General features: G+C 70.1%; 21 protein-coding genes. 8 read left to right on the plus strand and 13 right to left on the minus strand.

Annotated features, from left to right (window positions below; genetic code table 11):
• Nucleotides 1-10 precede the first annotated feature (10 nt).
• From ESP57_RS07035 to ESP57_RS07060, 6 genes are read right to left on the minus strand one after another with little or no spacing between them, the layout of a single operon-like run.
• Nucleotides 11-1276, minus strand: coding sequence for a flavin-dependent oxidoreductase (locus tag ESP57_RS07035; protein ID WP_129231056.1), 1266 nt, complete (start codon nt 1274-1276; stop codon nt 11-13).
• A gap of 45 nt (nt 1277-1321) precedes the next feature.
• On the minus strand, nt 1322-3055 hold the full coding sequence (locus tag ESP57_RS07040) for a dipeptide ABC transporter ATP-binding protein (RefSeq protein ID WP_129231057.1): 1734 nt from the start codon (nt 3053-3055) through the stop codon (nt 1322-1324).
• The gene (locus ESP57_RS07045) at nt 3052-3912 is read right to left on the minus strand and encodes an ABC transporter permease (protein ID WP_129231058.1); all 861 of its coding nucleotides are present in this window, start codon (nt 3910-3912) and stop codon (nt 3052-3054) included. Before ESP57_RS07045 ends, ESP57_RS07040 begins: the two co-directional genes overlap by 4 nt.
• Nucleotides 3909-4865: an ABC transporter permease gene (locus ESP57_RS07050; RefSeq protein ID WP_056005230.1), complete on the minus strand. Its 957-nt coding sequence runs from the start codon at nt 4863-4865 to the stop codon at nt 3909-3911. Before ESP57_RS07050 ends, ESP57_RS07045 begins: the two co-directional genes overlap by 4 nt.
• A gap of 48 nt (nt 4866-4913) precedes the next feature.
• Nucleotides 4914-6572: an ABC transporter substrate-binding protein gene (locus ESP57_RS07055; RefSeq protein WP_243648442.1), complete on the minus strand. Its 1659-nt coding sequence runs from the start codon at nt 6570-6572 to the stop codon at nt 4914-4916.
• A gap of 18 nt (nt 6573-6590) precedes the next feature.
• The gene (locus ESP57_RS07060) at nt 6591-8249 is read right to left on the minus strand and encodes an amidohydrolase (protein WP_129231059.1); all 1659 of its coding nucleotides are present in this window, start codon (nt 8247-8249) and stop codon (nt 6591-6593) included.
• 184 nt (nt 8250-8433) lie between these two features.
• Here ESP57_RS07060 and ESP57_RS07065 point away from each other — a divergent pair, with 184 nt between their 5' ends.
• The gene (locus ESP57_RS07065) at nt 8434-9132 is read left to right on the plus strand and encodes a TetR/AcrR family transcriptional regulator (RefSeq protein ID WP_129231060.1); all 699 of its coding nucleotides are present in this window, start codon (nt 8434-8436) and stop codon (nt 9130-9132) included.
• 3 nt (nt 9133-9135) lie between these two features.
• Here the strand turns inward: ESP57_RS07065 and ESP57_RS07070 are convergent, their stop codons facing one another.
• Nucleotides 9136-10128, minus strand: coding sequence for an AraC family transcriptional regulator (locus ESP57_RS07070; RefSeq protein ID WP_129231061.1), 993 nt, complete (start codon nt 10126-10128; stop codon nt 9136-9138).
• A gap of 136 nt (nt 10129-10264) precedes the next feature.
• Here ESP57_RS07070 and ESP57_RS07075 point away from each other — a divergent pair, with 136 nt between their 5' ends.
• Entirely contained in the window at nt 10265-11107 is an 843-nt protein-coding gene (locus ESP57_RS07075; RefSeq protein ID WP_129231062.1) for an SDR family oxidoreductase, read from the plus strand.
• A 12-nt stretch (nt 11108-11119) separates the two neighbouring features.
• Here the strand turns inward: ESP57_RS07075 and ESP57_RS07080 are convergent, their stop codons facing one another.
• Together ESP57_RS07080 and ESP57_RS07085 are read right to left on the minus strand one after the other, a co-directional pair.
• Nucleotides 11120-11356, minus strand: coding sequence for a helix-turn-helix domain-containing protein (locus ESP57_RS07080; protein WP_129231063.1), 237 nt, complete (start codon nt 11354-11356; stop codon nt 11120-11122).
• A complete protein-coding gene (locus ESP57_RS07085) occupies nt 11356-11853 on the minus strand; it encodes a DUF2975 domain-containing protein (protein ID WP_129231064.1) in 498 nt (165 codons plus the stop codon). The genes ESP57_RS07080 and ESP57_RS07085 overlap by 1 nt, the downstream gene beginning before the upstream one ends.
• Before the next feature lie 244 nt (nt 11854-12097).
• Between ESP57_RS07085 and ESP57_RS07090 the strand changes: the two genes are divergently transcribed.
• From ESP57_RS07090 to ESP57_RS07105, 4 genes are all read left to right on the plus strand, one after another.
• A complete protein-coding gene (locus ESP57_RS07090) occupies nt 12098-15526 on the plus strand; it encodes a glycosyl hydrolase family 95 catalytic domain-containing protein (protein ID WP_207904501.1) in 3429 nt (1142 codons plus the stop codon).
• Between the two features lie 71 nt (nt 15527-15597).
• Nucleotides 15598-16224 (plus strand): hypothetical protein, encoded by a 627-nt coding sequence (locus tag ESP57_RS07095; protein WP_207904502.1) that lies wholly within the window; start codon nt 15598-15600, stop codon nt 16222-16224.
• A gap of 105 nt (nt 16225-16329) precedes the next feature.
• Nucleotides 16330-16701, plus strand: a complete 372-nt coding sequence (locus ESP57_RS07100; RefSeq protein WP_056005258.1) for a hypothetical protein — start codon at nt 16330-16332, stop codon at nt 16699-16701.
• Nucleotides 16702-16810: 109 nt separating this feature from the next.
• Nucleotides 16811-17686: a CPBP family intramembrane glutamic endopeptidase gene (locus ESP57_RS07105; RefSeq protein ID WP_056005261.1), complete on the plus strand. Its 876-nt coding sequence runs from the start codon at nt 16811-16813 to the stop codon at nt 17684-17686.
• 12 nt (nt 17687-17698) lie between these two features.
• On the opposite strand, the gene ESP57_RS07110 is transcribed toward ESP57_RS07105, so the two are convergent.
• From ESP57_RS07110 to ESP57_RS07120, 3 genes are read right to left on the minus strand one after another with little or no spacing between them, the layout of a single operon-like run.
• Nucleotides 17699-18496, minus strand: a complete 798-nt coding sequence (locus ESP57_RS07110) for an SDR family NAD(P)-dependent oxidoreductase (RefSeq protein WP_207904503.1) — start codon at nt 18494-18496, stop codon at nt 17699-17701.
• A complete protein-coding gene (locus ESP57_RS07115; RefSeq protein WP_129231066.1) occupies nt 18493-18927 on the minus strand; it encodes an SRPBCC family protein in 435 nt (144 codons plus the stop codon). The genes ESP57_RS07110 and ESP57_RS07115 overlap by 4 nt, the downstream gene beginning before the upstream one ends.
• Nucleotides 18924-19337 carry an ArsR/SmtB family transcription factor gene (locus ESP57_RS07120; RefSeq protein ID WP_129231067.1) on the minus strand — a complete coding sequence of 138 codons (414 nt, stop codon included), beginning with the start codon at nt 19335-19337 and terminating at the stop codon, nt 18924-18926. Before ESP57_RS07120 ends, ESP57_RS07115 begins: the two co-directional genes overlap by 4 nt.
• Before the next feature lie 129 nt (nt 19338-19466).
• On the opposite strand from ESP57_RS07120, the gene ESP57_RS07125 reads away from it, so the two are divergent.
• Both ESP57_RS07125 and ESP57_RS07130 read left to right on the plus strand, forming a co-directional pair.
• Nucleotides 19467-19967 (plus strand): GNAT family N-acetyltransferase, encoded by a 501-nt coding sequence (locus tag ESP57_RS07125; protein WP_129231068.1) that lies wholly within the window; start codon nt 19467-19469, stop codon nt 19965-19967.
• Nucleotides 19968-20047: 80 nt separating this feature from the next.
• The gene (locus ESP57_RS07130) at nt 20048-20623 is read left to right on the plus strand and encodes a GNAT family N-acetyltransferase (RefSeq protein ID WP_056005272.1); all 576 of its coding nucleotides are present in this window, start codon (nt 20048-20050) and stop codon (nt 20621-20623) included.
• On the opposite strand, the gene ESP57_RS07135 is transcribed toward ESP57_RS07130, so the two are convergent.
• A complete protein-coding gene (locus ESP57_RS07135) occupies nt 20601-23210 on the minus strand; it encodes an MMPL family transporter (protein ID WP_129231069.1) in 2610 nt (869 codons plus the stop codon). The two genes, ESP57_RS07130 and ESP57_RS07135, sit on opposite strands and share 23 nt — an antisense overlap.
• Between the last annotated feature and the right edge of the window lie 55 nt (nt 23211-23265).

Consider the following 23265-nt stretch of genomic DNA (forward strand, 5'->3'; position numbering starts at 1 on the left):
TGACCCAGCGTCAGCCGTCCTCGGGCACCGGCACCGTGAGGCTCGCCCGCTCGTTCAGGAGCTCGGGCACGAAGCCCGCCGCCTCCTTGTAGCGGTTCGCGATCTCCGCGCGCTCGGCGTACGGCACGACGAGTTCGATGTCGCCGAATCCGCCGGGAGCACGCTCGTAGGCGAGCTGCATGACCTGCTCCGGCCCCATCGACCGGTTGCTGAGCGTGATGGCCGTCGTGCGCGGACGGCGCTCGTCCTCGTAGGCGCCGAGCGCCGCCTCGACGGAGTCGATCGTTCCGAGCTGGAAGGCGAGGGTGCGGGCGTCGATGATCGCCTGCGACGCGCCATTCGAGCCGATCGGGTACATCGCGTGCGCGGAGTCGCCGAGCAGCGTCTGCGAACCGAACGTCCAGCGCGGGATCGGGTCGCGGTCGACCATCGGGTACTCGAGGATCTCGTCGGCAGCGCGGATGACGGCCGGCACGTCGAGCCAGCCGAAGTCCCAGTCGGCGAACCGGCCGAGCACCGCACTCGGATCGGCGCCGCGGTTCCAGTCGCTCGCGCCCGGCTCGGGGTCGTCGGATCGGTACTCGGCGATGAAGTTCACCGTCTGCAGTCCGTCGTCGCCGACCTCGGACAGCGGGTAGGCCACGAACTTCTGCATCGCGTCGCCCGCCATGATCATCGTGAGCCCGTCGAGGTAGGGCCGCACCCGCGCGGTGCCGCGCCAGAGGATCAGCCCGTTCCACACCGGCGCGCCCTCGTCGGGGTAGTGCTGGCGCCGCAGCGCGCTGTGGATGCCGTCGGCGCCGATCACCACGTCGGCCGTCACCCTCGTGCCGGCGCCCGGACCGCCGAGCACCGCGACACTCGTGCGCGCGCCCTCGCTGCGGGCATCGCCGACCGGGCTGCCGAGGCGGATCGCGTCGGCGCCGAGGCGCTCGAGCACGGCGTCGCGCAGCATGAGCTGCAGACGCCCCCGGTGCACGGAGTACTGCGACCAGTGGTAGCCCGCGGCACGCCCGCGCGGCTCGGTCCAGATCTGCTGGCCGTGGCGGTTGAAGTACGACAGGGTGCTCGTGGCCACGCCGAGCCCGGCGAGCCGGTCGCCGAGACCGAGCTCGGAGAGCTCGCGCACGGCGTGCGGCAGCAGGTTGATGCCGACGCCGAGCGGCCGGATCTCCGGCACCGACTCGTACAGGGTCACGTCGTCGATGCCCGCCGCGTGCAGCGAGAGCGCCGTCGTCAGGCCGCCGATGCCGGCGCCCGCGATGAGGACGTTCATGTGGTGGATCTCCAGTTCGATGGTTCGATTCGACAGGGCGAGCGCTCAGTTCTGCGCCACGGGATCCTCGAGTTCGCTCGCCTCCGCGGCCACGGCGTCGAGGTTCCACTCGGGTCGCGGCACGGAGTCGATGAGCAGTCGCGTGTACGGATGCTGCGGGTTGCCGAGCAGCTCGATCGTGCGACCACGCTCGACGATCGCACCGGTCTTCATGACGACCGTCTCGTCGCAGAGCCGTCGCACGACCGCGAGGTCATGACTGATGAAGAGCACGGTGAGGCCGCGCTCACGGCGGATCTCCTCGACGAGGGAGAGCACCTGCGCCTGCACCGACACGTCGAGCGCGCTCGTCGCCTCGTCCATCACGAGCACGTCGGGCTCGATCGCGAGCGCCCGGGCGAGTGCGACGCGCTGCCGCTGTCCGCCCGAGAGGGTCCGCGGGCGCGCCTGGGCGTGCACGTCGCCGAGGCCGACCTGCTCGAGCAGTTCGAGCACGCGCTCGCGGGCATCCGTCGTGCTGAGGCGCCGGTGCAGTCGCATCGCGTCCTCGATCGCCTTGCCCGCGGTGATGCGCGGATCGAGCGAGAGGTACGGGTCCTGGAAGACCATCTGCACCGAGCGGGCGTGCTCGAGCCGCTCGACGCGCGAGCTCGGCACCGAGGTGCGCTCGCGTCCGGCGATGCGGATGTCGCCGGCATCAGCCTGCTCGAGGCCCACGATCATGCGGGCGAACGTCGACTTGCCCGAGCCCGATTCGCCGACGACGCCGAGGGCGCCGCCCCGCGGGATCTCGATCGAGGCGTCGATGACCGCGTGCACCGGCTCCTTGCCCCGGCGCGTGTACGTCTTCGAGATGCCGGTCGCCGAGAGCATCGGCTCGGTCGCAGGCACCGCGACCGTCGACGAAGCGGATGCCGCCCCGCCGGTCGACGCCCCAACCGCCGCGTCCGGGTTCGTCGACGCCGCGGCATCCGTGCCCGCATCGGTGGGCGTCGACGAGTCGCGGACGACGATCGTCGGCGTCGCGGCGACGAGTCGCTTGGTGTACGCCGCCTGCGGGTTGCGGAACACCTGACGTGCATCGCCCTGCTCCTCGACCCGGCCCGCGCTCATGACGTAGACGCGATCGCAGATCGCGGCGGCGAGGTTCAGGTCGTGGGTGATGAAGAGCATGCCCATGCCGCGGCTCGCCCGCTGCTCGGCGAGCACGCCGATGATCTCGGCCTGCGTCGTGACGTCGAGCGCGGTCGTCGGCTCGTCGCAGATGAGCAGCCGCGGCGAGCTCGTGAGCGCGCCGGCGATCATGACGCGCTGCAGCATGCCGCCCGAGAGCTCATGCGGGTACTGGTGCAGGTGCTCTTCGGGTCGCGGCAGGCGCACCGCCTCCATGAGCGAGATGGCGACGGCTCTCGCGTCGGCCGCCGAGCGGCCCTCGCAGAGTCGCATCGTCTCGGTGAGGTGGTCGCCGACCGTGCGCATCGGGTTGATGCCCGCCCGCGGGTCCTGGAAGATCATCGACGCACGGGTGCGGCGCAGCTCGAGCAATTGCCGGCGGCTCGCGTCGAGCACCGACTGGTCGAGCAGTTGCACCGAACCGCCCATGGTCGCGCGGCTCGGCAGGAGCCCCAGGACCGAGCGGGCCGTGAGCGACTTGCCCGAGCCCGACTCGCCGACGAGGCCGACGGTCTCCCCTTCGGCGACGGTGAGGCTGATGCCGTCGAGCAATCGCTTGCCGTTCGGCAGGTCGAGCGTGAGCTCGGAGATGTCGAGGAGTGTCATGCGGGGATCTCGCCTCCGATGCGGTCCGAGAGTTCCTCGCCGATCACGTTGACCGCGACGACGACGAGCACGATCGCGACCGCTGGCACGAGCGCGGGAAGGAAGTAGCCGCCGATGAGGCCCGACTGCGCCTCGTTGACCATCGCACCCCAGTCGGCCGTGGGCGCCTGGACGCCGAGGCCGAGGAACGACAGGGCCGCGAGCTCGGCGAGCACGTAGCCGAAGTTCAGGGTCGACTGCGCGCCGACGATCGGCATCACGTTGGGCAGCACTCGGCGCAGCGCGATGAACCCGCCGCCGAAGCCCTGCACCCGATACGCGGCGACGTAGGGTCGCGAGCGCTCCGAGGCGATGAGCGAGCGTGTCAGGCGCGCGACGAACGGGGCGTACGCGATGCTCATCGCGACGACCGGGGCCACGAGGCCCTTGCCGAAGAGCGCGACCGCCATGATCGCGAGGAGCAGCGCCGGGAAGGCGAAGATCACGTCGAAGATGCGGCCGAGCACGGAGTCGATCCAGCCGCCGCGCCAGCCGGCGAGCAGGCCGAGCAGGATTCCGACGATCGTCGAGAAGACGACGACGAGCAGGGGCGCGAGGAGCGCGGTGCGCGCTCCGTACATCATGCGGCTGAGGGTGTCGCGGCCGAGCGCGTCGGTGCCGAGCCAGTGCGCCGGGCTCGGCCCGGCCTGGATGTTCAGCAGGTCGACCTGGTTCGGCGGATACGGGGCGAGGAACGACGCGAAGATCGCGGCGATCGTCACCGCGCCGAGGAACACGGCGCTGATGAGGAACGTGGTGCTCGAGCGCCGCGCGCGGGGCGAGCGCAACACCTTCATGGCCATGGTGGGGGTCGTCATCGGGCACCAGCTCCTGCGGCGGCTCGGGGGTCGATCCACGGTTCGAGGACGTCGATGATCGCGTTCACCACGACGAACGCCGTGACGATGAGCAGCACGATCGCCTGCACGACCGGGAAGTCGAGACGGTCGACCGACGCCACGAGGAGCGAGCCGATGCCGGCGAGGCCGAACGCCGCCTCGACGATCGAGCTCGCGACGAGGAGACCCGCCACGAGCACGCCGCTGACGGTGAGGATCGGGCCGATCGAGTTGCGGAAGACGTGACGACGGATGACGGTGCCGCGCTTCAGACCGCGGCTGGTCGCCACCTCGACGTGCTCGCGGCCGAGCTGCTCGACCATCGAGGAACGGGTGACCTTGCCGACGAGCACGACGAACACGATCGCGAGCGCGATCGACGGCAGCACGAGGTGGTAGATCGTGTCCCAGAAGCCCTCGCCCGACCCGAACGACGGGAACCAGCCGAGCTGCACCGCGAAGATCGCGATCAGCACGATGGAGCCGACGAACGACGGGATGGCCCCGAGCACGGTGAGGCCGATGAGCACGGCCCGGTCGAGCACCTTGCCACGGTTCAGGGATGCCACGATGCCGGCTGTGAGGCCGACGATCGCGATCATCGTGCCCGCCATGACGACGAGGCCGAGGGTCACGGGCAGGCGATCGCCGATCACCTGCGAGACATCCTGCCGGTACTGCAGCGAGCGACCGAAGTCGCCCTGCAGCACGCCGGTCAGCCAGTTCAGGTACTGCTGCCAGGGCGGCAGGTCGAGACCGTACTGCGCGGTGACCTGGGCCACGGCCTCGGGGCTGGGCTTCCGTCCGCGCAGCAGGAAGCTGACCGGGTCACCCGGCACGAGGAACCGCGAGAAGAAGACGAGCAGTGATGCGAGGAAGAGCGTGAGGAGCAGGGCGCCGAGCTTGCCCGCCACCCGGCGGAGCGTGGTCATCGGGTGACCGCCGCTCCGCCGAGGTGGACGAGGCTGCGCCCGTCGGTGCTAGCGTGCGCCAATGGTTGCTGCCCAGGGGTAGTACATGAAGGCGATGGACGGCGAGACACCGGTGATGCGTTCGCCCATGAAGAGCGTCACGGGAGCCTCGAACATCGGCAGCCACGGAAGTTCCTCGTTGGCGATCTGCTGCGCTTCGGCGGTCTTCTCCGAGCGCTCGGCGGGGTCCTGGATCGCGAGCGCCTCATTCACGACGGCGTCGAACTCGGGGTTCGACCATCCGCCGTAGTTGCTGAACTCGTCGGTGCGCAGCACGCTGTACATCTCGAGCGGGTCGGGGCTCGAGAGGTACCACGAGGTGTAGAACAGGTCGACGCCCTCGCGAGCCGTCGGGTCGGAGAACAGCGCGGTGTACGCGTTCGGCGTGACGGTCTCGATGTTGACCGTGAGGCCGATCGACTCCGCGGCTGCAGCAGTGGCCTGCGCGTAGACATTGAAGTCGCTGCTGATCGGGGCGGTCACGTAGGTGAGCTCCGCGCCCGTCGCCCCTGCTTCCTCGACGAGCTTCTTCGCTGCTTCGACGTCGTAGGGGTACTCCTCGACGTCGCCGAAGGCCGTGGCGATCGCCGCATCGCTCGCCCCGTCCCACACCGACTCGGTCGTGAGCACGTCGGTCGTGGTGCCGTAGCCCTTGACCGCCGCGTCGACGATGCCCTGGCGGTCGAGCGCCATGAGCAGCGCCTGCCGCACGCGCACGTCGCCCAGCGGGCCGTCGAGATCGGAGATGATCAGGTTGTTGACCGCGGTGTTCAGGCCGAAGAGCATGTCGCCCTGGTCGGAGTCGAGCAGTTGCGGCACTGCGTCGGCCGGAATCATCCAGCCGCCGTCGACCTCGCCCGACTTCAGGGCGTTGGTGCGCGCGTTGGCGTCGTTCATGAAGATGAACTTCACCTCGGCGGAGCGAGCGGTGAGCTCGGGGTCCCAGTAGCCGTCGTAGCGCTCGAGGGTGATGGACTCGCCCGACTGCCACTCGCCGAAGCTGAACGGGCCGGTGCAGTTCACGCCGCCGGTCGAGTTGCCGTAGTCGGCGCCCTTGTCGGCCAGCGTCGCAGCCGACTCGATGACACCGGCGGAGCCGCCCATGCCGAGGTTGAACTGCGAGTCGGGGCCGGTCATCGTGACGGTGACCTGCATGTCGCCGGTCTGCTCGATCGAGGCCACGTTCTGGTACGTCGAGTACCACGACGATCCCACGGCGGGGTCGAGGTGGCGGTTCATCGATGCCACGGCGTCGGCCGCGGTCAGCGGGGTGCCGTCGTGGAAGGTCACGCCGTCGCGGATCTCGTAGACCCAGGTCTCGGGCGTCGGGTGCGCGACCGACTCCGCCAGGCCCGGGGAGAGGGTCCAGTCGGGGTTCAGGCGCATGAGCGACTCGCAGACGTTGGCGAGCACCATGTTGTCGGCGTAGTCGAACGCGTACGCGTAGTCGAGCGAGTAGGGCTCGGCGTAGTTCGCCCACGTGAACGACTCGAGGTCACCCGAGGGTGCATCGGTCGTCGACGTGAGCTCCCACTCGGCGGGCTGGGCCTTCTCGGGTTCGGCGCCGGAGCAGCCGGTCAGGACGAGTGCTGCTCCCAGCCCGGCGGCGATGATCGACGCGATGCGACGACCGGTGCCTCGGGAGGGCATGACGGGGGACGGGGACATGATTGCGGCTCCTCTTGGTCAGGCAGTGCGGGTGAAGGCGGACGTGCCCTCGATCCAGGTGGAGGTCACCGTCGCGCGGTGGATCTCCTCCTGGGGGAGGCTGAAGGGGTTCGGCTCGAGCACGACGAGGTTGGCGAGGTAGCCCTCGCGGATGTATCCCGTGTCGTGGTCGCGGTGGTTCACGTAGGCGGTGCCCGAGGTGTAGGCCGCCATCGCCGTCTCGAGGTCGAGACGCTGGTGCTCGCCGCCGAGCGGCTCGTAGTCGAGCCCTGGGGCGATGCGGTTGACGGCGATGTGGATCGCGTCCATCGGGTCGGCACTCGACACGGGCCAGTCGCTGCCCGCCGCGAGGCGCGCACCGCCGCGGACGAGGTCGCCGAACGGATACTGGCGGGCCTCGGCGCCGTCCTGGAGGAACGGCAGCGTGAGGTCGTCGATCTGGTCTTCGTGCGTCGCCCAGAGCGCCTGCAGGTTCGCGACCGCGTCGAGCGGCGCGAAGCGGGCGGTCTCCGACTCCTCGACGATCTGGAGGTGCGCGAGGTGGTGGCGGCCGTCGGTCGGGCCGTTGGCCGCGCGTGCCGCCTCGATCGCGTCGAGGGCCTCGCGCACGGCGCGGTCGCCGAGTGCGTGGAAGTGCACCTGCATGCCGGCGGCGTCGAGCTCGGTCACGACCTGCTTCAGGAAGGCCGGGTCGACGAACGAGAGCCCTGTGTTGTCGGTGTCATGGCCGTGGCTGTCGCGGTAGGGCGTGAGCATCGCGGCGGTCTGGTTCTCGGCGACGCCGTCGACCATGATCTTGGTGGTGCCGAGCGAGTAGCGCTCGGTCGTGCCGGCGGCGAGGAGTTCGTCGCGACGAGCGACCATCCGCTCGACCTGGTCGATGCCGCCGTCGCGCTCCCACCACTGGGCACCCACGACGTGCACGCGCAGCGTGCCCTCGGCGACCGCGCGGCGGTAGATGTCGTCGACGCTCTCGATGCCCGAGATGCTGCCGATCATGGCGTCCTGCCAGCCGGTGATGCCGAGTGCGAGCAGCTCGTCCTGGGCACGCAAGAGGCCCGCGTAGGCGAAGTCGGCGTCGACGCCCGGGCGCACGTGGTCGAACAGGTGCTCCGCGCCCTCGTGGAACGTGCCGGCGGGGAAGCCGTCGGCCTCGCGCTCGATGCGGCCGTCGACGGGGTCGGGGGTGGCGGCGTCGAGTCCGGCGAGCGTGATGGCGGCGGTGTTCGCCCACACGCTGTGGTGGTCGCGGCTCGAGAGCGCGACGGGGCGGTCGGGCACGACCGCGTCGAGCAGCGCACGCACCGGCGCTCCCCCGGGGTAGTGGTCCATCGACCAGCCTCCGCCGAGGATCCATGCCTCGTCGGGGTTCGCATCGGCGTAGGCCTTCACCGTGGCGACGGCCTCTTCGGCGCTCTCCGCCTCGGTGAGGTTGCACATGAGCAGCTCGACGCCGGCGCCGATCGGGTGCACGTGCGCGTCTTGGAAGCCGGGGCTCAGCAACGCCCCGTCGAGCTGGATGACCCGCGTCCCCTCGCCGATGAGCGCAGACGCCTCGGCCTCGGGGACGACCGCTGTGATGCGATCGCCGGTGACGGCCACGGCGTGACCCTGAATTGGACGGCCGGTTCCAGTGAACACGGCCGCTCCGGTGAACAGCACATCGGCAGCTGACACGTCGCCCTCGCTTCCTCGTCGAACGGTTGGTGAAGGTGACGCTAGCGACGCCCAGCACCGCTGTCAACTGTGTTGACAACATTGTGCTCGCATTCGTTATGCTGACGATGTCGACCGCGGCCCAGACGCTTCCGTCCGCCGGGACGTGACACGATGAGACTTCGAACGAGGAGGAGGAGGCGATTTGACAGCGACAGGCTCCAACCGTGGCGGTGCCACCCGCGCATCGACCGGCCGGGCTCGCCTCGACCGCGAATCCATCGTGGCCGCAGGCCTCGAACTGGCCGCGACCTCCGCGACCCCCACGATCTCGGTACGCGAGCTCGGCACCCAGCTCGGTGCCGACCCCACGGCGATCTACCGGCACTTCCGCAGCAAGGAGCAGCTGATGGAGGCGCTCCTCGACGAGTTGACGCTGCGCAGCGTCGCCGCCGTCACCGCGGAGAGGGCCGAGTGGCGCGAACGACTGCGGCAGCTCTCACGCGCGACCCTGGCCCACTACTCCGCGCACCCGGCCATCGGGGCCGAGGCCATCGTGCTCACGACTCACGGACCGGGCGAGCTCGAGGCCATCGAGATCATGCTCGAGGCGTTCGCCGAGGCCGGGCTGGCCGGCGACGACGTGGTGCGGCACTACGCCCTGCTCGCCTCGCACGTGCTCTCGAGCGCCGCCGGCATCGCGCGAGGCCGCGCCGAGCGCGGCGACGGCCCCGAACCGGGCCCCTGGTTCGACGGTCCGATCCTCGCCGACCCCCGCCGGTTCCCGCTGATCACGGCCTTCAACAGCGAGCTCGCCGACCTGAAGGACGAGGACCTCTTCCTGCTCGGGGTCGAGGCCGTCATCCAGTCCGCCGAGTTGACCGTGGCGCGCAACGCGGAGTAGGCGTCACGGGGAGGCGGCCGGCGGCGGGCGCAACGCCGCGACGCCGAACCCGCCTCCTTCGCGACGCACCGCTCCCGGCGTCGAACCGTGGTGCCGCTTGAACGCACGCCCGAACGACGCCTCCGAGGCGTAGCCGACCCGACTCGAGATCGACGCGATCGAGTCGGTCGTGCCCGCGAGCTCGGCACGCGCCTGCTCGAGACGCCAGGCCGCGAGGTAGCGCATGGGCGGTTCGCCGACGAGCGCCGTGAAGCGCTCGGCGAACGAGGAGCGCGACATGTTCGCCTCCCGCGCGAGTTCGACCAGGGTCCAGTCGTGATCGAGGCGAGCATGCATGCGGCCGAGCGCGCGCCCGATGTGCGGGTCGCGGAGGGCGGCGAGCCATCCGGTGGCCGACGACTCCGAGCTCCGCAGCCACGAGCGAAGCACCTGCACGACGAGCACGTCCGCGAGGCTGGTCATGACGGCCTCGCCTCCGGGCTGGATGCTCTCCGCCTCCCGGGCGAGCAGTCGCAGCACGGCCTGGAACGCGCCCGACTCGCCGTCGTCCCACGAGTCGACCCTGATGACGGCGGGGAGCTCCTGGATCAGCCGGGCGGAGAGCGCACCGTCGACCTGCAGGGCCGCGTAGGCGATCTGCGTGCGATCACCCCCTCCCCCGAAGCGCATGTGCTCGTAGGTGTCGCTCACCTGCTCGACGGGGATCTCGAACAGCGGCGTGCTCGAGGCATCCGCTGCACTCAGCAGTCGATGCGATGCGCCGCGCGTGACGAGTGCGGCGCTGCCCGCCTCGAGCGAGTGCCGCTCACCGTCGATCTCGAGGACGCATCGGCCGGCGAGCACGACGGGCAGCATCATGAACCCCTCGAGCTCGGGGAACTCCACGCCCCACGGCGCCGTAAGCTCGGCACGGCAGTAGAGCGCGCCGGTGAACCGGAGCAGGTGGAGGCCGTCGCCGAGGTGGTCCTCGGCGACGGGCGTGCGCGGGTTGACCATGAATCCAACGTGCCATGCAACTTGACCGCAGATCCGCAGATCCGGACGATCGGCATACGAATCCGGCCGCATGGCGATTGAACGTCCGGAGACTTCGGTCGAAGGTGGACTCACCACCCACCGAAAGGAACCCATCATGTCAACGAACTTCGCCGTCATCGGCTCCACCGGCAAGACCGGCCGCCGCGTCGCCGATCTCCTCGAGGCGGAGGGCTTCGCAGTGCGCCGACTCTCCCGCGGCACGAGCCCGGCGTTCGACTGGGAGCACCCGGAGCGCTGGGCCGACGCCCTGCGGGGTATCGACCGCGTGTACGCGGCCTATGTGCCCGACCTGGCCGCCCCCGGTTCCGAGACGGCGATCGCGCGTCTGGCGGATGTCGCAGCCGACGCGGGTGTCGAGCGCATCGTGCTGCTCTCGGGGCGCGGCGAAGACGGCGCGCGCCGCTGCGAGGACATCCTGCTCGCATCGAGCGTGCCGGCGACGATCGTGCGGGCGAGCTGGTTCGCGCAGAACTTCACCGAGGGCATGCTGAGCGACGCGACCGTCACCGGGGTGCTGGCCCTTCCCGCCGCCGCCGTTCGGGAGCCGTTCATCGACGTCGACGACGTGGCAGCGGTCGCCGTCGCCGCACTCACCGAGCCCGGAGCGGTGCACGCGAACCGCGTCCATGAGGTGACCGGACCGGAGTCGCTGACGTTCGCCGAGGTCGCGGCGATCATGTCGGAGACCACCGGGCGAGAGGTCGCGTACCTGCCGATGGGCTTCGACGAGTTCCACGCCGCAGTGGCGGCGGAGGCGGGCGAGGCCGTCGCGACCCTGCTCACCGAGCTCTGCCGCGAGACCTTCGACGGGCGGAACGTGCTCCCCACCGACGGCGTGGACGCCGCCCTCGGGCGACCGCCGCGCGACGTCCGGTCGGTGCTGCGCGCTGCGGCGGCCGCAGCGACGGCGACGGCAGCGGACCGGTCGTCGTCGTAGCCGACACGCCTCTCAGGCGTCGTCGGATGCAGCGGGCCCGGCGACCTCCTCGACCCACTCGAGCAGGTCGCCGGGCTGGCATCCGAGCACGCGGCACATCGCGTCGAGCGTGGTGAAGCGGACCGCCTTCGCGCGGCCGTTCTTCAGCACGGCCACGTTCGCCGGGGTGAGCCCGATGCGATCGGCGAACTCCCCCACGCTCATCTTGCGCTTCGCGAGCTCGACGTCGATGCGCACGATGATCGGCATCAGATCACGTCCTCGAGGTCGGTACGCAGTAGCGTCGCCTGGCGGAGCAGCGCGCGCATCACCACCATGGTCAGCACGAGTACCGCACCGATCAGCACCATGCCCGTGAGCACCACTGGGATGCCGGGGTCGCGCAGTTCGGGCGTGAAGTAGATGACCGAGACGAAGTAGGCCGAAACTCCCGCCAGCAGCACCCAGGCGACGACCATCGCCCAGACGATGCCGTCGACCCAGGCGAAGGCCTCTTCGCTGAAGATCCGGTCGGACCGGACGAGGCTGAGCAGCCGCCACGTGCAGACGATGACGACCTGGAAGCACAGCACCTCGAGGATCGAGAAGGTCAACAGCAGCCACGGGATGAATCCGCTCTCGGGATGCTCGCTCGCCATGTGGGAGAACTGGCCGGGCAGGCTCAGCAGTTGCGCGATCAACAGCCCGACGAAGACGAGCACGAGCAGGACTCGCAGGGGCACGATGACGCGATCGATCGTACGCATGCATCGAGTTTCGTTATTTCTCTATCGATTGTCAATCGATCAGCTCGACCGAGTTCGTGCGCCCGAGCACCCAACGCGTCATATGCCCGCGCCCCCCTGTACATCCGGCCCGTCGTCCGGCAATATGAAGGCGGTGAGAATCAAATAGGATATTTGCTCACTGCATCCCGACAACGACGTCCCGGAGGTCCCCTTGATTCTGAACCGTGAAATGCCGCGGCGACGAGCGCTCCAGCTCGGCAGCGTGGCTGCCCTGGCGCCGCTCCTCCCGAACCTGCTGACCGCGCAGTCCGCTTCCGCCGCGGCGATCGCCGGAGTCCGGCGCGCCACCGTCGGAGCACTCGAGCTCCCCGACATCTCCACCAAGTCGCTCTGGTACGGCGTACCGGGCACCGATTGGGCATCGCAGGCCCTGCCCGTCGGCAACGGCCGCCTCGGCGCCATGCTCTACAGCCACCCCGAGGAAGAGGTCGTGCAGTTCAACGAGCAGAGCCTCTGGGGCGGTGTCAACAACTACGACAACGCCCTCATGGGCCAGTCCGAGACCGCCTTCGACACGAGCATGACCGGCTTCGGCTCCTACCTGAACTTCGGCACCGTGAAGGTCTCGTTCGGTGGACGGCCGACGGTCACGGCACCCGGCGGGCCGTACCAGGACTCGACCTCGAGCCAGACGGTCGCGCAGACATACGACGGCGACCCCAATTCCAAGTGGTGCATCATCGCGCCGCCCGCCCACGTGCTGTGGCAGGCTCAGCTGCCGGCCCCGACGGTCGTGTCGTCCTACAAGTTCACGAGCGCCGCAGACGTGCCGGCTCGCGATCCGCAGAACTGGAGCCTGCTCGGCTCCAACGACGGCACCACTTGGGCGACCCTCGACACGCGCGCGATCCCGCCGTTCGAGCAGCGGCTGCAGACGAAGACCTTCGAGTTCGCGAACACCACGGCCTACCGGTTCTACCGCTTCGACATCCTGCCGATCGCCGGGGTCAGCCACTTCCAGGTGGCCGAGATCAGCCTCGTCGGCGTCGACATGGCCGGCGGCGGACTGGTCTACGCGACCTCCCCCAGCGGCCACTCGGCCGACGCGGGCAGCGACCTCGTGCGCAGCGTCGACGGCGACCCCTCGACCGTCTGGCGGGTCGACGGCGTCGGCTCGGGCGCGAGCTGGCAGCTCGAGCTCCCCACGAAGCAGGCGCTCACCAAGTACGTGCTCACGAGCGCGGCCGACCAGCCCGAGCTCGACCCCCGTGACTGGAAGCTCGAGGCGTCGAACGGTGCGAACACCTGGGTCACCCTCGACACGAAGTCCGGCCAGACCTTCGCCGCTCGCGGCGAGGCGAAGGAGTTCGCCTTCGCGAACACGACGACCTACTCGCTGTACCGCCTGACGTTCACCGCGCCCGGCACCCTGCAGCTCGCCGGCGTCGCGTTCGTCGGCACCGGCTTCGACAGCCGCACCCGACGCGTGATCGCCGACTACCGGCGCGCGCTCGACACCTCCGTCGGCGTACAGGTCACGCAGTTCTCGACGCCCGCGGGCCGCGTGCTGCGCGAGTCCTTCGCGAGCCGCGCCTCCGACGTGGTGGTGCTCCGCTACACGACGGATGCCGCAGCCGGCCTCACCGGCACGATCGACGTCACCTCGGCGCACGCCTCCGCTCCCACGACGGCCGATGGCGCCGCGCGACGGCTCGGCTTCCAGGGCACCCTGGGCAACGGCCTCAAGCACGCCGCCACGATCCAGATCGCCGACACCGACGGCGAGGTGACCGTCGAAGGCGCCTCGCTGAAGTTCACCGGCGCCTCGACGATCACCCTCGTGCTCGACGCCCGCACGAACTACAAGCTGAGTGCCGCCGACGGCTGGCGCGGGTCCGAGCCGCGGCCCGCCGTCGATGCCGCGATCGCCGCGGCATCCGCTCGCCCGTACGCCGAGCTGCGCAGCGAGCACACGGCGCAGATCGCCGCGCTCATGTCACGGGCGACGGTGACGTGGGGCGATTCGGATGCCTCGGTGCTGGCGCTGCCGACGAGTGTGCGCCTCGCCCGCTACAAGGCCGGCGGCGACGACCCCACGCTCGAGCAGGCGATGTACGACTACGGCCGCTACCTGCTGGTCAGCTCCTCGCGTCCAGGCGGCCTGCCCGCCAACCTGCAGGGGCTCTGGAACAACAGCAATCAGCCGCCGTGGGCCGCCGACTACCACACCAACATCAACGTGCAGATGAACTACTGGGCGGCCGAGAGCACGGCACTGCCCGAGTCGCACGAGGCGCTCGTCGGCTTCGTCGAGCAGGTAGCCGTGCCGAGCCGCATCGCGACGAAGAACGCGTTCGGCCAGAACACGCCAGGCTGGACGGCACGCACCTCGCAGAGCGTGTTCGGCGGCAACGCGTGGGAGTGGAACACCGTCGCGAGCGCCTGGTACGCACTGCACCTCTACGAGCACTTCGCATACACGCAGGATCGCGACTACCTGCAGAACGTCGCCTACCCGATCCTCAAGGAGATCTGCGAGTTCTGGGAGCACCGCCTCAAGGAACTGCCCGACGGCACCCTCGTGTCGCCGAACAGCTGGTCGCCCGAGCACGGTCCCCGCGAAGACGGCGTCATGTACGACCAGCAGATCATCTGGGACCTGTTCCAGAACTACCTCGACAGTGCCGACGCCCTCGACATCGACCCGGAGTACCGGGCGACCGTCGCCGACCTGCAGTCGCGCCTCGCGCCGAACAAGATCGGCAGCTGGGGCCAGCTGCAGGAGTGGCAGACCGACCGCGACGACCCGAACAGCATCCACCGCCACACCTCGCACCTGTTCGCGGTGTTCCCCGGCCGTCAGATCACGACGCAGACGCCCGAGCTCGCGGCGGCGGCACTCGTCTCGCTGAAGGCCCGTTGCGGCGAGAAGACCGGGGTGCCGTTCACGGCCGCCACCGTCTCCGGCGACAGCCGCCAGTCGTGGGCGTGGCCGTGGCGTGCCGCGCTGTTCGCCCGCCTCGGCGATGCGTTCCGCGCTCGCGAGATGGTGCGGGGCCTGCTCAGCTACAACACCCTGACGAACCTGTTCTGCACCGCTTCGGGCGTCTTCCAGATGGATGGCAACTTCGGCATCCCGGCGGCGATCACCGAGATGCTGCTGCAGAGCCACGACGGCAAGATCCGGCTGGTTCCGGCCCTGCCCGCCGAGTGGGCCGCCACCGGCTCGTTCACGGGCCTCCGCGCTCGTGGCGGCTACGCGGTCGACTGCACGTGGGCGAACGGCCAGGTCACCTCCTTCACCGTGACGGCCGACAAGACGACGAACCCGAGCGCCGTCACGGTCGTCGTGAACGGCGCGGAGCAGACCGTCATCCCGGTCGGCATCAACCCCAACCCGACGCTGGCGGTGGCCGTGACGGTCGAGCCGCGCATCATCGGCGGCAAGGTGGTGCTCTCGGTGAAGGCGACGAACAACGAGGCGGTGCCGGTGGCGCTGACCTTCGAGTCGGCGTACGGCACCAAGTCGTTCGCCGCCGTCGCCCCCGGCAAGAACGCGACCCACGTGTTCTCGACGCGCAAGACGAGCGTGCCCGCGGGCGCGGTCACCGTCACGGCGACCGCGACGATCGACGGTGCGCCCGTGACGGCCTCCACCGAGACGGCGTACGCGGCGGCGCCCGCCAACTGATCCCACCTCTTCACCCTGTTCGACACCAGTTCCGAATGCACGACACCCGTACCAATGCAAGGAGAATCCCAATGAGCAAGACAGCATTCGCCGCACGATGCACCGCGGTCACGATCGGCACCGCACTGCTGGTCGGCGTCGCCGGCATCGCGATGGCCGAGGAAGGCACCAACGGCGACCACGACGTCGCCGTGAACGTCGAGGTCACCGAGTTGAGCGAGCCCGGCGTCCTCGCCATGACCGTGGCCGGCACCAGCACCGACCTCCTCGAAGACGGCTCCACCGCCACCGTGCGCCAGTTCACCGGCGCACTGCCCACCGTCACCGTCACCGACACCCGCGCCGCCGAGGACATCCCCGCCGACGCCGCCTGGTACGTGCTCGGCACCTCCACCGACTTCACCGGCAGCGCCGGACAGGCCCCGATCAGCGCCGGACACCTGGGCTGGACCCCTGACCTGCTCGACGGCGGCGAATCCGGACAGGTCTCCGAAGGCGACCAGGTCGACACCGTCCTCGATTCCGGCGCCAACGCCGTCGGCCTCGTCGACCAGGAGCTCCTCGCCTCGGCCTGGAACTCCGGCGACATCGCCACCGAAGGACAGTGGACCGCCACCGCGAACCTCTTCCTCCGCACCCCCGCGACCGTCGCCGCCGGCGATTACACCGCCAACCTCACCCTCTCCCTCTTCGAGTAAGAGGAACGACACGACGTCGGCCGCCCATCGGCCGACCGCGAGCACAGGGGCCCGGTGCACTCGCACCGGGCCCTTGGCCGTCACCTCGCCCGGTAGGCTCACGGCATGCTCGCCGCCGTCGCGCTCTGCGCGATCCTCGCCGCCCTCGCCGTCTTCCAACTCGCACTCGCCCTCGGCGCCCCACTCGGCAGGTTCGCGTGGGGCGGGCAGCACCGCGTGCTCCCGACACGGCTGCGCATCGGCAGCGCGGTCTCGATCGTGATCTACGCGGTCATCGCGGTGCTCGCGCTCGATCGAGCAGGCGCCGTCGACGTCGTCTCCGACGTGGTCTCGACCGTCGGCATGTGGGTCGTGTTCGCGTACTTCGTGCTCGGCATCCCGATGAACGCAATCTCGCGCAGTACCGCCGAGCGGTACACGATGACGCCGATCGTCGCCGTGCTCGCCGTTTTGAGCCTCGTCATCGCCATCGGTTAGTGCGACGCGCAGTGTCGACACGGCGTCGCTGCGTTTCCCGAGCACGGCTCGGCGATACCGTTGACGAGCGCGCAGACTCCGCGCCTCGCCCCCCTTGAGATGAGGCACCATGACCGACCACGTTTCCGAATCCCGCTGGCAGTCGTTCTGGAACCGCGGCGGCTGGTGGAAGGCGTTCGGCCTCGCCGCCGTGTACCTGGCCCTCTACCTCGGCACCGGATGGGTCGTCGACACGCTCGGCCGTGATGCGATCGACTTCGAGAACCTGTTCGGCGACGCACTGAGCGTCTTCCTCGCGGTCGGCATGCCGGTGATCGTCGGCTCGATCATCCTGCTCGCCTTCGCATGGTCGCTCGGCTGGATCCCGAAGCCCCTCTTCACCAAGCAGCCCGTGCGTGGCAGTTGGTGGATGTGGATCGCGCCGGTGCTCGTGCTCATCCCGGTGCTGCTCCGGCTCTTCGGCACCGACTACAGCCAGTACACCGGCGGTGTCATCGCCGTCACCTTCCTCGTCGGCATCTTCGTCGGCGTCTCCGAAGAGCTGCTCACCCGCGGTCTCGCCGTGACGCTGCTGCGCAAGCACGGGTACAACGAGTGGGTCGTCGCCGTGCTCTCGTCGCTGATCTTCGCAATGCTGCACTCGAGCAACGTGCTCTCCGGCCAGCCGATCGTCACGGTGCTGGTGACCATGGGCTACACCTTCGTGTTCGGCATCATGATGTACCTGACCTTGCGCGTCACTGGCAACCTGATCTGGCCGATCCTCCTGCACGCGATCACCGACCCGACGACGTTCCTCGCCACCGGCGGTATCGACGTCGCCGCCGCTGGCGCCCAGAACCCGCTCCTCGCCTTCGTGACCCCCGCGACGCTCTTGATGGCGGTCTTCGCCCTCATCGCGCTCATCTTCATCCGCGGCCGTGCCGACGCCGGTGTTCCGGGTCTCGTCGCGGCCCACAGTGCCGACACCGCCCCGAAGGGCTGACGCGGACCAGACTCAGTCGACGAGCGCCCCGGCCGTGAGGTTCGAGATCACGCCGGTCATCGAGCGCGCCCGGTCGGATGCCGCGAACGCGAGGTACTCCGCGACCTCGACGAGCGACGGCAGCCGGCCGAGCAGGGTCGTGCCGGCGAGGCCTGCGAGCCACTCGTCGCGGGAAATGCCGCCCGCCGCCGCGATGCGGCCGAACATCTCCCCCGTGTACGAGGTGTCGTACGCATCGGCCATCGCGTGCGGTCGCACGCAGACGACGCGCACGCCGCCGGGGCCGAGCTCGCCGGCGAGCGCCCGCGAGAAGCCCTCGAGCCCGGCGCTCTGCGCGGCATTTCCGATGAGGCCAGTGCCCGAGAGCCGCGCGCCGGGCGTCGAGATCGTGAGGATCACGCCGCCGCCCTGCGCGAGCATGGGCCGCGAGACCGCCTTCGCCGTCACGAAGTTCGTCTGCAGGTACCCGGTGACGGGGTGCAGGTAGTCGGCGAGGGAGGTCTCCGCGATCGGCAGTCCCTGCACGTGGTCGAAGCCGACGGCGTTCAGGGCGATGTCGACGCGCCCCGCGGCATCCGTCACCTCGTCGACGTGCCGGTCGACGGCCGCCTGGTCCATCGCGTCGACGACCGCGATGTCGACGGATGCCCCGAGCTCCCGCGCCTCGGCCGCCGCGGCCTCGAGCCGTGGCAGGCTCCGCCCGGCGAGGAACAGCCTCGCCCCTTCGCGCGCGAACACCCGCGCCGTCGCGGCGCCGATGGACCCGCCGCCGCCGTGGATCACGGCCACCTTGTCTTCGAGCAGCATCATGAATCTCCGTTCCCTGCGAGTGTTCGGGCGAATCGGTCGATGATCTCGGTCCAGCCCTCGGTGTGCCGGCGCACGGCCTCGGCGTCGGGCAGGCGCTCGTGGCGCACCTCGACCACCGTGGCGTCGCCGTCGGGCGTGAAAGTGACGCGAACGAGCGAGTCGACCTGGTGCGTGGCGATCGAGCGCCACGTGAACTCGAGCGTGTGCGGCCGGTCGATCACGGTGTAGGCGCCGGCGTGCACGAAGGAGCCGCCCGAGTCGTTCATCGTGATCGCGAAGGCGCCGCCGACCCGGCGGTCGGCGACCACGCTCGACGGCGCGCTGCCGTCGCGACGCATCCAGACGGCGAGGCTCTCGGGGTCGAGCCAGGCGTCGAAGAGCCGTTCGGCGGATGCCGCGATGCGCCGACTCACCGTCACGGTCGCGGTCATCGTGCTGCACCCTTCGGGGCGTCGTCGGGCGAGCTCGGTGGCGCCGCGTCATCCGCTCGGCCGTCGCCGGCCTCGGGGTCGCCGGCCTCGGGGTCGCCCGCGAGCACGAAGGCCTCGAGCGCGGCGAGGCGCTGCTCCCAGAACTCGCGGTACTGCGTCATCCACGCGACCGCGTCGCCGAGCGCCTCGGCTCGGAGCGAGAGCACGTGGTCGCGACCGCGCACGTGCCGGTGCACGAGCTGGGCGCGCTCCAGCACCTTGATGTGCTTGCTCGTCGAGTTCAGCGAGATCGGGAACTCGCGCGCCAGTTCGGTGACGCGCGCGTCGGAGACCCGGAGCCGGTCGAGGATCGCGCGACGCGTCGGATCGGCGACGGCGCTGAGCACGGAGTCGAGCTGATATTCACCCATGTGGGTGAATATATGCCCCTCTCACCTGTGCGTCAAGGCACGAGCGCGCGTCGACGCCGTGCAGGCTCCGGCGCCGACCCCACTGGCCGCCGTCTTGCCACGTCGATGAACCGATGCGAGAGTGAATCGATGCCCTACGAACCGATGCCCTTCGAGCTGCACACCGAACGACTGGCCCTCCGGCTCTGGGAGGAATCGGATGCCGCAGGCTACCGCCTGCTCGTCGGCGAACGCGGCGAGGCGATGCCGACCCTCGAGGAGGCGACGGAGGAGATCCGTGGTGCACGCGAGAGCGCCCCGGGCCGCGGCATCCACCTCCTGACGCTTCGGCGCCATGACGAGGGCGACTTCCTCGGCTACTGCGGGCTCGTCATCGGGCGCTCGAACCTCGACGAGCCCGAACTCGCGTACGAGTTGCTGCAGGGCGCGCACGGCAACGGCTACGCCACCGAGGCGGCGACCGCCGTGGTCGCCGCGGCGCGCGAGACGGGCAGGTCGCGACTCTGGTCGACCGTGCGCACGTGGAACACGCCGTCGTTCCGCGTGCTCGACAAGCTCGGCTTCCGCCGCGACCACTCGACCGCCGACGAGAAGGGCGAGATCGTCTGGAGCGTGCTCGAACTGCGCTGACGGCGCAGTGCGCGTCGGCGGTTCGCGGGCGACGGGCGTCGCCGGCTCCGGATGTCGGCGGGCGGTGGCAGTCTGACGACATGGCCATCGAGGTACGCCCCGCGACCGAGTTCGACGACGTGGCGGCGGTCGTCGGGCCGAAGAACCCCACGTCGAACGTGTGCTTCTGCCTGAGCTACCGACTGCTCTCGTCGAAAGAGAACGTCGAGCTGCGGGGGCCCGAGCGGGCCGACCGCGTGCGCGAGCTGTGCACTCTCGACCCGCCGCCCGGCGTGCTCGCCTACGACGGCGACGAGTCCGTCGGCTGGGCGGCCGTGCATCCGCGTGCCGACACGAGCTTCGCGAAGAATCGCAAGATCCCCCACGTCGACGACCTCGACGTGTGGTCGGTGTGGTGCATCCGCGTGCGGCCCGGGCATCGCAAGAGCGGCATCAGCCACCACCTGCTCGCGGGCGCGGTCGAGTTCGCCCGGTCGCACGGCGCACCCGCGATCGAGGGCTACCCCGTCGACAATCGCGGCGAGAAGGTCGACCTGACCATGGCCTACGTCGGCACGCGCGCGTTGTTCGAGCGGGCCGGATTCACGAAGGCGGCCGACACGGAGTCGGTGGTCGGCGGTTTCCCGCGCGTGCTCATGCGCCTCGATCTGCGCTGAACTCCGCCGCGTCGTCGGCCTCCACGTCGCCGGTCGAGGCATCCGTCGCCGACTCGCCGGCCGCCGCCGCGCCGTGCACCGGGTGGCTCCGCTCGAGCGCGGCGCCCTCGACGTCGACATCGGGCAGCAGCCGGTCGAGCCACTTCGGCAGCCACCACGCGGCCGGGCCGAGGAGATGCATGATGGCGGGCGTCAGCAGCATGCGCACGATGAACGCGTCGAACAGCACGCCGATCGCGAGGCCGAAGCCGAGCGGCCGCACCATCGTCAAGTGCGAGAACACGAAGCCGCCGAAGACGGCCGCCATGATGATCGCCGCAGCGGTGACCACCGCGCGGCCGCCGCGGAGCCCCGCAACCACCGCGAGCCGCGCCGGAGTGCCGTGCACATAGGCCTCGCGCATGCCAGAGACGAGGAACAGCTGGTAGTCCATCGCCAGGCCGAAGAGCACGCCCATGACGATGATGGGTGCGAAGTTCAGCACGGGCCCGGGGTTGTGCACCCCGAAGACCTCGCCGAACCAGCCCCACTGGAAGATCGCCACCGTCGCGCCGAACGCCGCGAACAGCGAGAGCACGAAGCCGGCGGTCGCGATGAGCGGTACGAGGATCGAGCGGAACACGAGGATCAGGATGACGAGCGAGAGTCCCACGACGACCGCGAGGTAGAGCGGGAGCACTCCGGCGAGCTTCGCCGAGATGTCGATGTTGCCGCTCGCCCCGCCTGCGACGCCGAGCTCGACGCCGTCGAGTCCCGCAGCGGATGCCGCGTCGCCGCCGATCGGCGACTGGCCGCGCAGCTCGTGCACGAGGGCCTCCGTCGTCTCGCTCGACGGCCCGTCGCTCGGCACCACCTGGAACGCGAAGAAGTCGCGCTCGTCGGAGACGCCCACCGGAGCCACGGCGACGACATCGTCGACGCCCATGAGCCATTCGGCGAGATCGGCCTGCGTCGCCACGACCTCGTCCTCCGCGACCGCGTCGGGCAGCGTCGCGGTCACCAGCAGCGGGCCGTTCTGACCGGCGCCGAAGGCGTCGGAGACGGCGGTGTATGCCTGGTACGTCGTGGCATCCGGCGATTCGGATGCCCCGTCGGGCAGGCCGAGCCGCATCGAGAGCGCCGGGATGGCGATGACGAGGAGCACCACGATCGACACGACCGCCGTGACGATGGCCCGCCACGTCGGCATCGCCACGAGCTTCGGCGCCGCGTGCACCTCGTGGCCGATCTCGGCACGGGCGCGCTTCGAGAGCACGCGCGTGCCGATCAGGCCGAGCAGAGCCGGGGTGAGCGTGACCGCGATGAGCACGGCGACGAGCACGCAGACGGCGCCGACGGTGCCCATGATGCCGAGGAACGGGATGCCCGTGACGTTCAGGGCGAGGAGTGCGACCAGCACGGTGGAGCCGGCGAAGACGACGGCGTTGCCCGCGGTGCCGTTCGCGAGCTGGATGGACTCGTGCAGCTCCATGCCGGCGAGCACCTGGCGCCGGTGCCGGTTGATGATGAAGAGGGCGTAGTCGATGCCCACGGCGAGGCCGAGCATGACGCCCAGCACGGGGGTGACCGACGACATGTCGACGACACCCGAGAAGGCGAGCGAACCGGCGACGCCGATGCCGACGCCGATGAACGAGGAGATGATCGGCAGGGTGGCCGGCAGGAGCGCCCGGAACACGATGATGAGCACGAGGGCGGCGATGAGCACGCCGACGATCTCGCCGATGCCGATGAGCCCGTCGATCGATGCGGCGATCTCCGAGGAGTAATCGACGTTCACGCCTTCGATGTCGGCGCCGTCGAGCTCGCCGGCGACCTCGGCCTTCAGCTCGCTCGACAGCGAGAAGAGGTCGTCCTCGAACATGACGACGCCGATGGCGGTGGTCTCGTCCTCCGACACCGTGCGGATCTCGGCGGCGGCGTCCATGAGTCGCTCGCCGTCGTCGAGTTCGGCGGCCGACTCGTCGAGCTGGGCTCGGCCGTCGTCGAGTTGCGCCTGCTGGGCGTCGAGTTCCGCGGTGCCCGCGTCGAGCTGCGCCTGCTGCGCGTCGAACTGGGCGGCGGCCTGGTCGTAGACGCCGGCGGCCTTCGCCTGCTCGACCGCGGCGTCGAGCTGCGCCTGACCGGCCTCGAGCTGGGTGCGAGCGGCATCGAGCTGCGCCTGGCCGGCTTCGAGCTCGGCGCGCCCCGCGTCGATCTGCGCGGAACCGTCGGCGAGCTGGGCGGCCTGGTCGGAACGTTCGGATGTCGCGGCGAACGGATCCACGACACCCGAGACGCCGTCGATCTCGGCGATGTCGGCGAGGAGCGCGGAGATCGCATCCTGCTGCGACTCGCTCAGCGCCTCGCCGTCGTCGGTCTGGAAGACGACGGTGCCGGTGGCCCCGCCGAGCCCGCCGAGGCGGGCATCGAGCTGCTCGGTGACGCGCTCGGTCTCGGTGCCCGGGATCGACATGCTCTGCGTGAGCGTGCCGCCGAAGGCGAGGAAGGCGCCGCCGGCGAGCGCGAGCACGCCGAGCCATCCGACGAGCACGAGCCATGCTCGTCGTACGGAGAATCGACCGATGCGGTACAGGAGTTCAGCCATTGAGCCGAGGCGCCCTTCGTGAAGTGTCGGAAGTCGGCGCTTCATCGAGCCCTCT

The organism is Agromyces fucosus (genome assembly GCF_004134865.1).
Lineage (GTDB): Bacteria > Actinomycetota > Actinomycetes > Actinomycetales > Microbacteriaceae > Agromyces > Agromyces fucosus.

Bases quoted from the DNA above. Each gene is read 5' to 3' on its own strand.
- ESP57_RS07035 (WP_129231056.1), bottom strand. From the start codon at position 1,276: ATGAACGTCCTCATCGCGGGCGCCGGCATCGGCGGCCTGACGACGGCG.
- ESP57_RS07040 (WP_129231057.1), bottom strand. From the start codon at position 3,055: ATGACACTCCTCGACATCTCCGAGCTCACGCTCGACCTGCCGAACGGC.
- ESP57_RS07045 (WP_129231058.1), bottom strand. From the start codon at position 3,912: ATGACGACCCCCACCATGGCCATGAAGGTGTTGCGCTCGCCCCGCGCG.
- ESP57_RS07050 (WP_056005230.1), bottom strand. From the start codon at position 4,865: ATGACCACGCTCCGCCGGGTGGCGGGCAAGCTCGGCGCCCTGCTCCTC.
- ESP57_RS07055 (WP_243648442.1), bottom strand. From the start codon at position 6,572: ATGTCCCCGTCCCCCGTCATGCCCTCCCGAGGCACCGGTCGTCGCATC.
- ESP57_RS07070 (WP_129231061.1), bottom strand. From the start codon at position 10,128: ATGGTCAACCCGCGCACGCCCGTCGCCGAGGACCACCTCGGCGACGGC.
- ESP57_RS07075 (WP_129231062.1), top strand. From the start codon at position 10,265: ATGTCAACGAACTTCGCCGTCATCGGCTCCACCGGCAAGACCGGCCGC.
- ESP57_RS07080 (WP_129231063.1), bottom strand. From the start codon at position 11,356: ATGCCGATCATCGTGCGCATCGACGTCGAGCTCGCGAAGCGCAAGATG.
- ESP57_RS07085 (WP_129231064.1), bottom strand. From the start codon at position 11,853: ATGCGTACGATCGATCGCGTCATCGTGCCCCTGCGAGTCCTGCTCGTG.
- ESP57_RS07095 (WP_207904502.1), top strand. From the start codon at position 15,598: ATGAGCAAGACAGCATTCGCCGCACGATGCACCGCGGTCACGATCGGC.
- ESP57_RS07100 (WP_056005258.1), top strand. From the start codon at position 16,330: ATGCTCGCCGCCGTCGCGCTCTGCGCGATCCTCGCCGCCCTCGCCGTC.
- ESP57_RS07105 (WP_056005261.1), top strand. From the start codon at position 16,811: ATGACCGACCACGTTTCCGAATCCCGCTGGCAGTCGTTCTGGAACCGC.
- ESP57_RS07110 (WP_207904503.1), bottom strand. From the start codon at position 18,496: ATGATGCTGCTCGAAGACAAGGTGGCCGTGATCCACGGCGGCGGCGGG.
- ESP57_RS07115 (WP_129231066.1), bottom strand. From the start codon at position 18,927: ATGACCGCGACCGTGACGGTGAGTCGGCGCATCGCGGCATCCGCCGAA.
- ESP57_RS07120 (WP_129231067.1), bottom strand. From the start codon at position 19,337: ATGGGTGAATATCAGCTCGACTCCGTGCTCAGCGCCGTCGCCGATCCG.
- ESP57_RS07125 (WP_129231068.1), top strand. From the start codon at position 19,467: ATGCCCTACGAACCGATGCCCTTCGAGCTGCACACCGAACGACTGGCC.
- ESP57_RS07130 (WP_056005272.1), top strand. From the start codon at position 20,048: ATGGCCATCGAGGTACGCCCCGCGACCGAGTTCGACGACGTGGCGGCG.
- ESP57_RS07135 (WP_129231069.1), bottom strand. From the start codon at position 23,210: ATGGCTGAACTCCTGTACCGCATCGGTCGATTCTCCGTACGACGAGCA.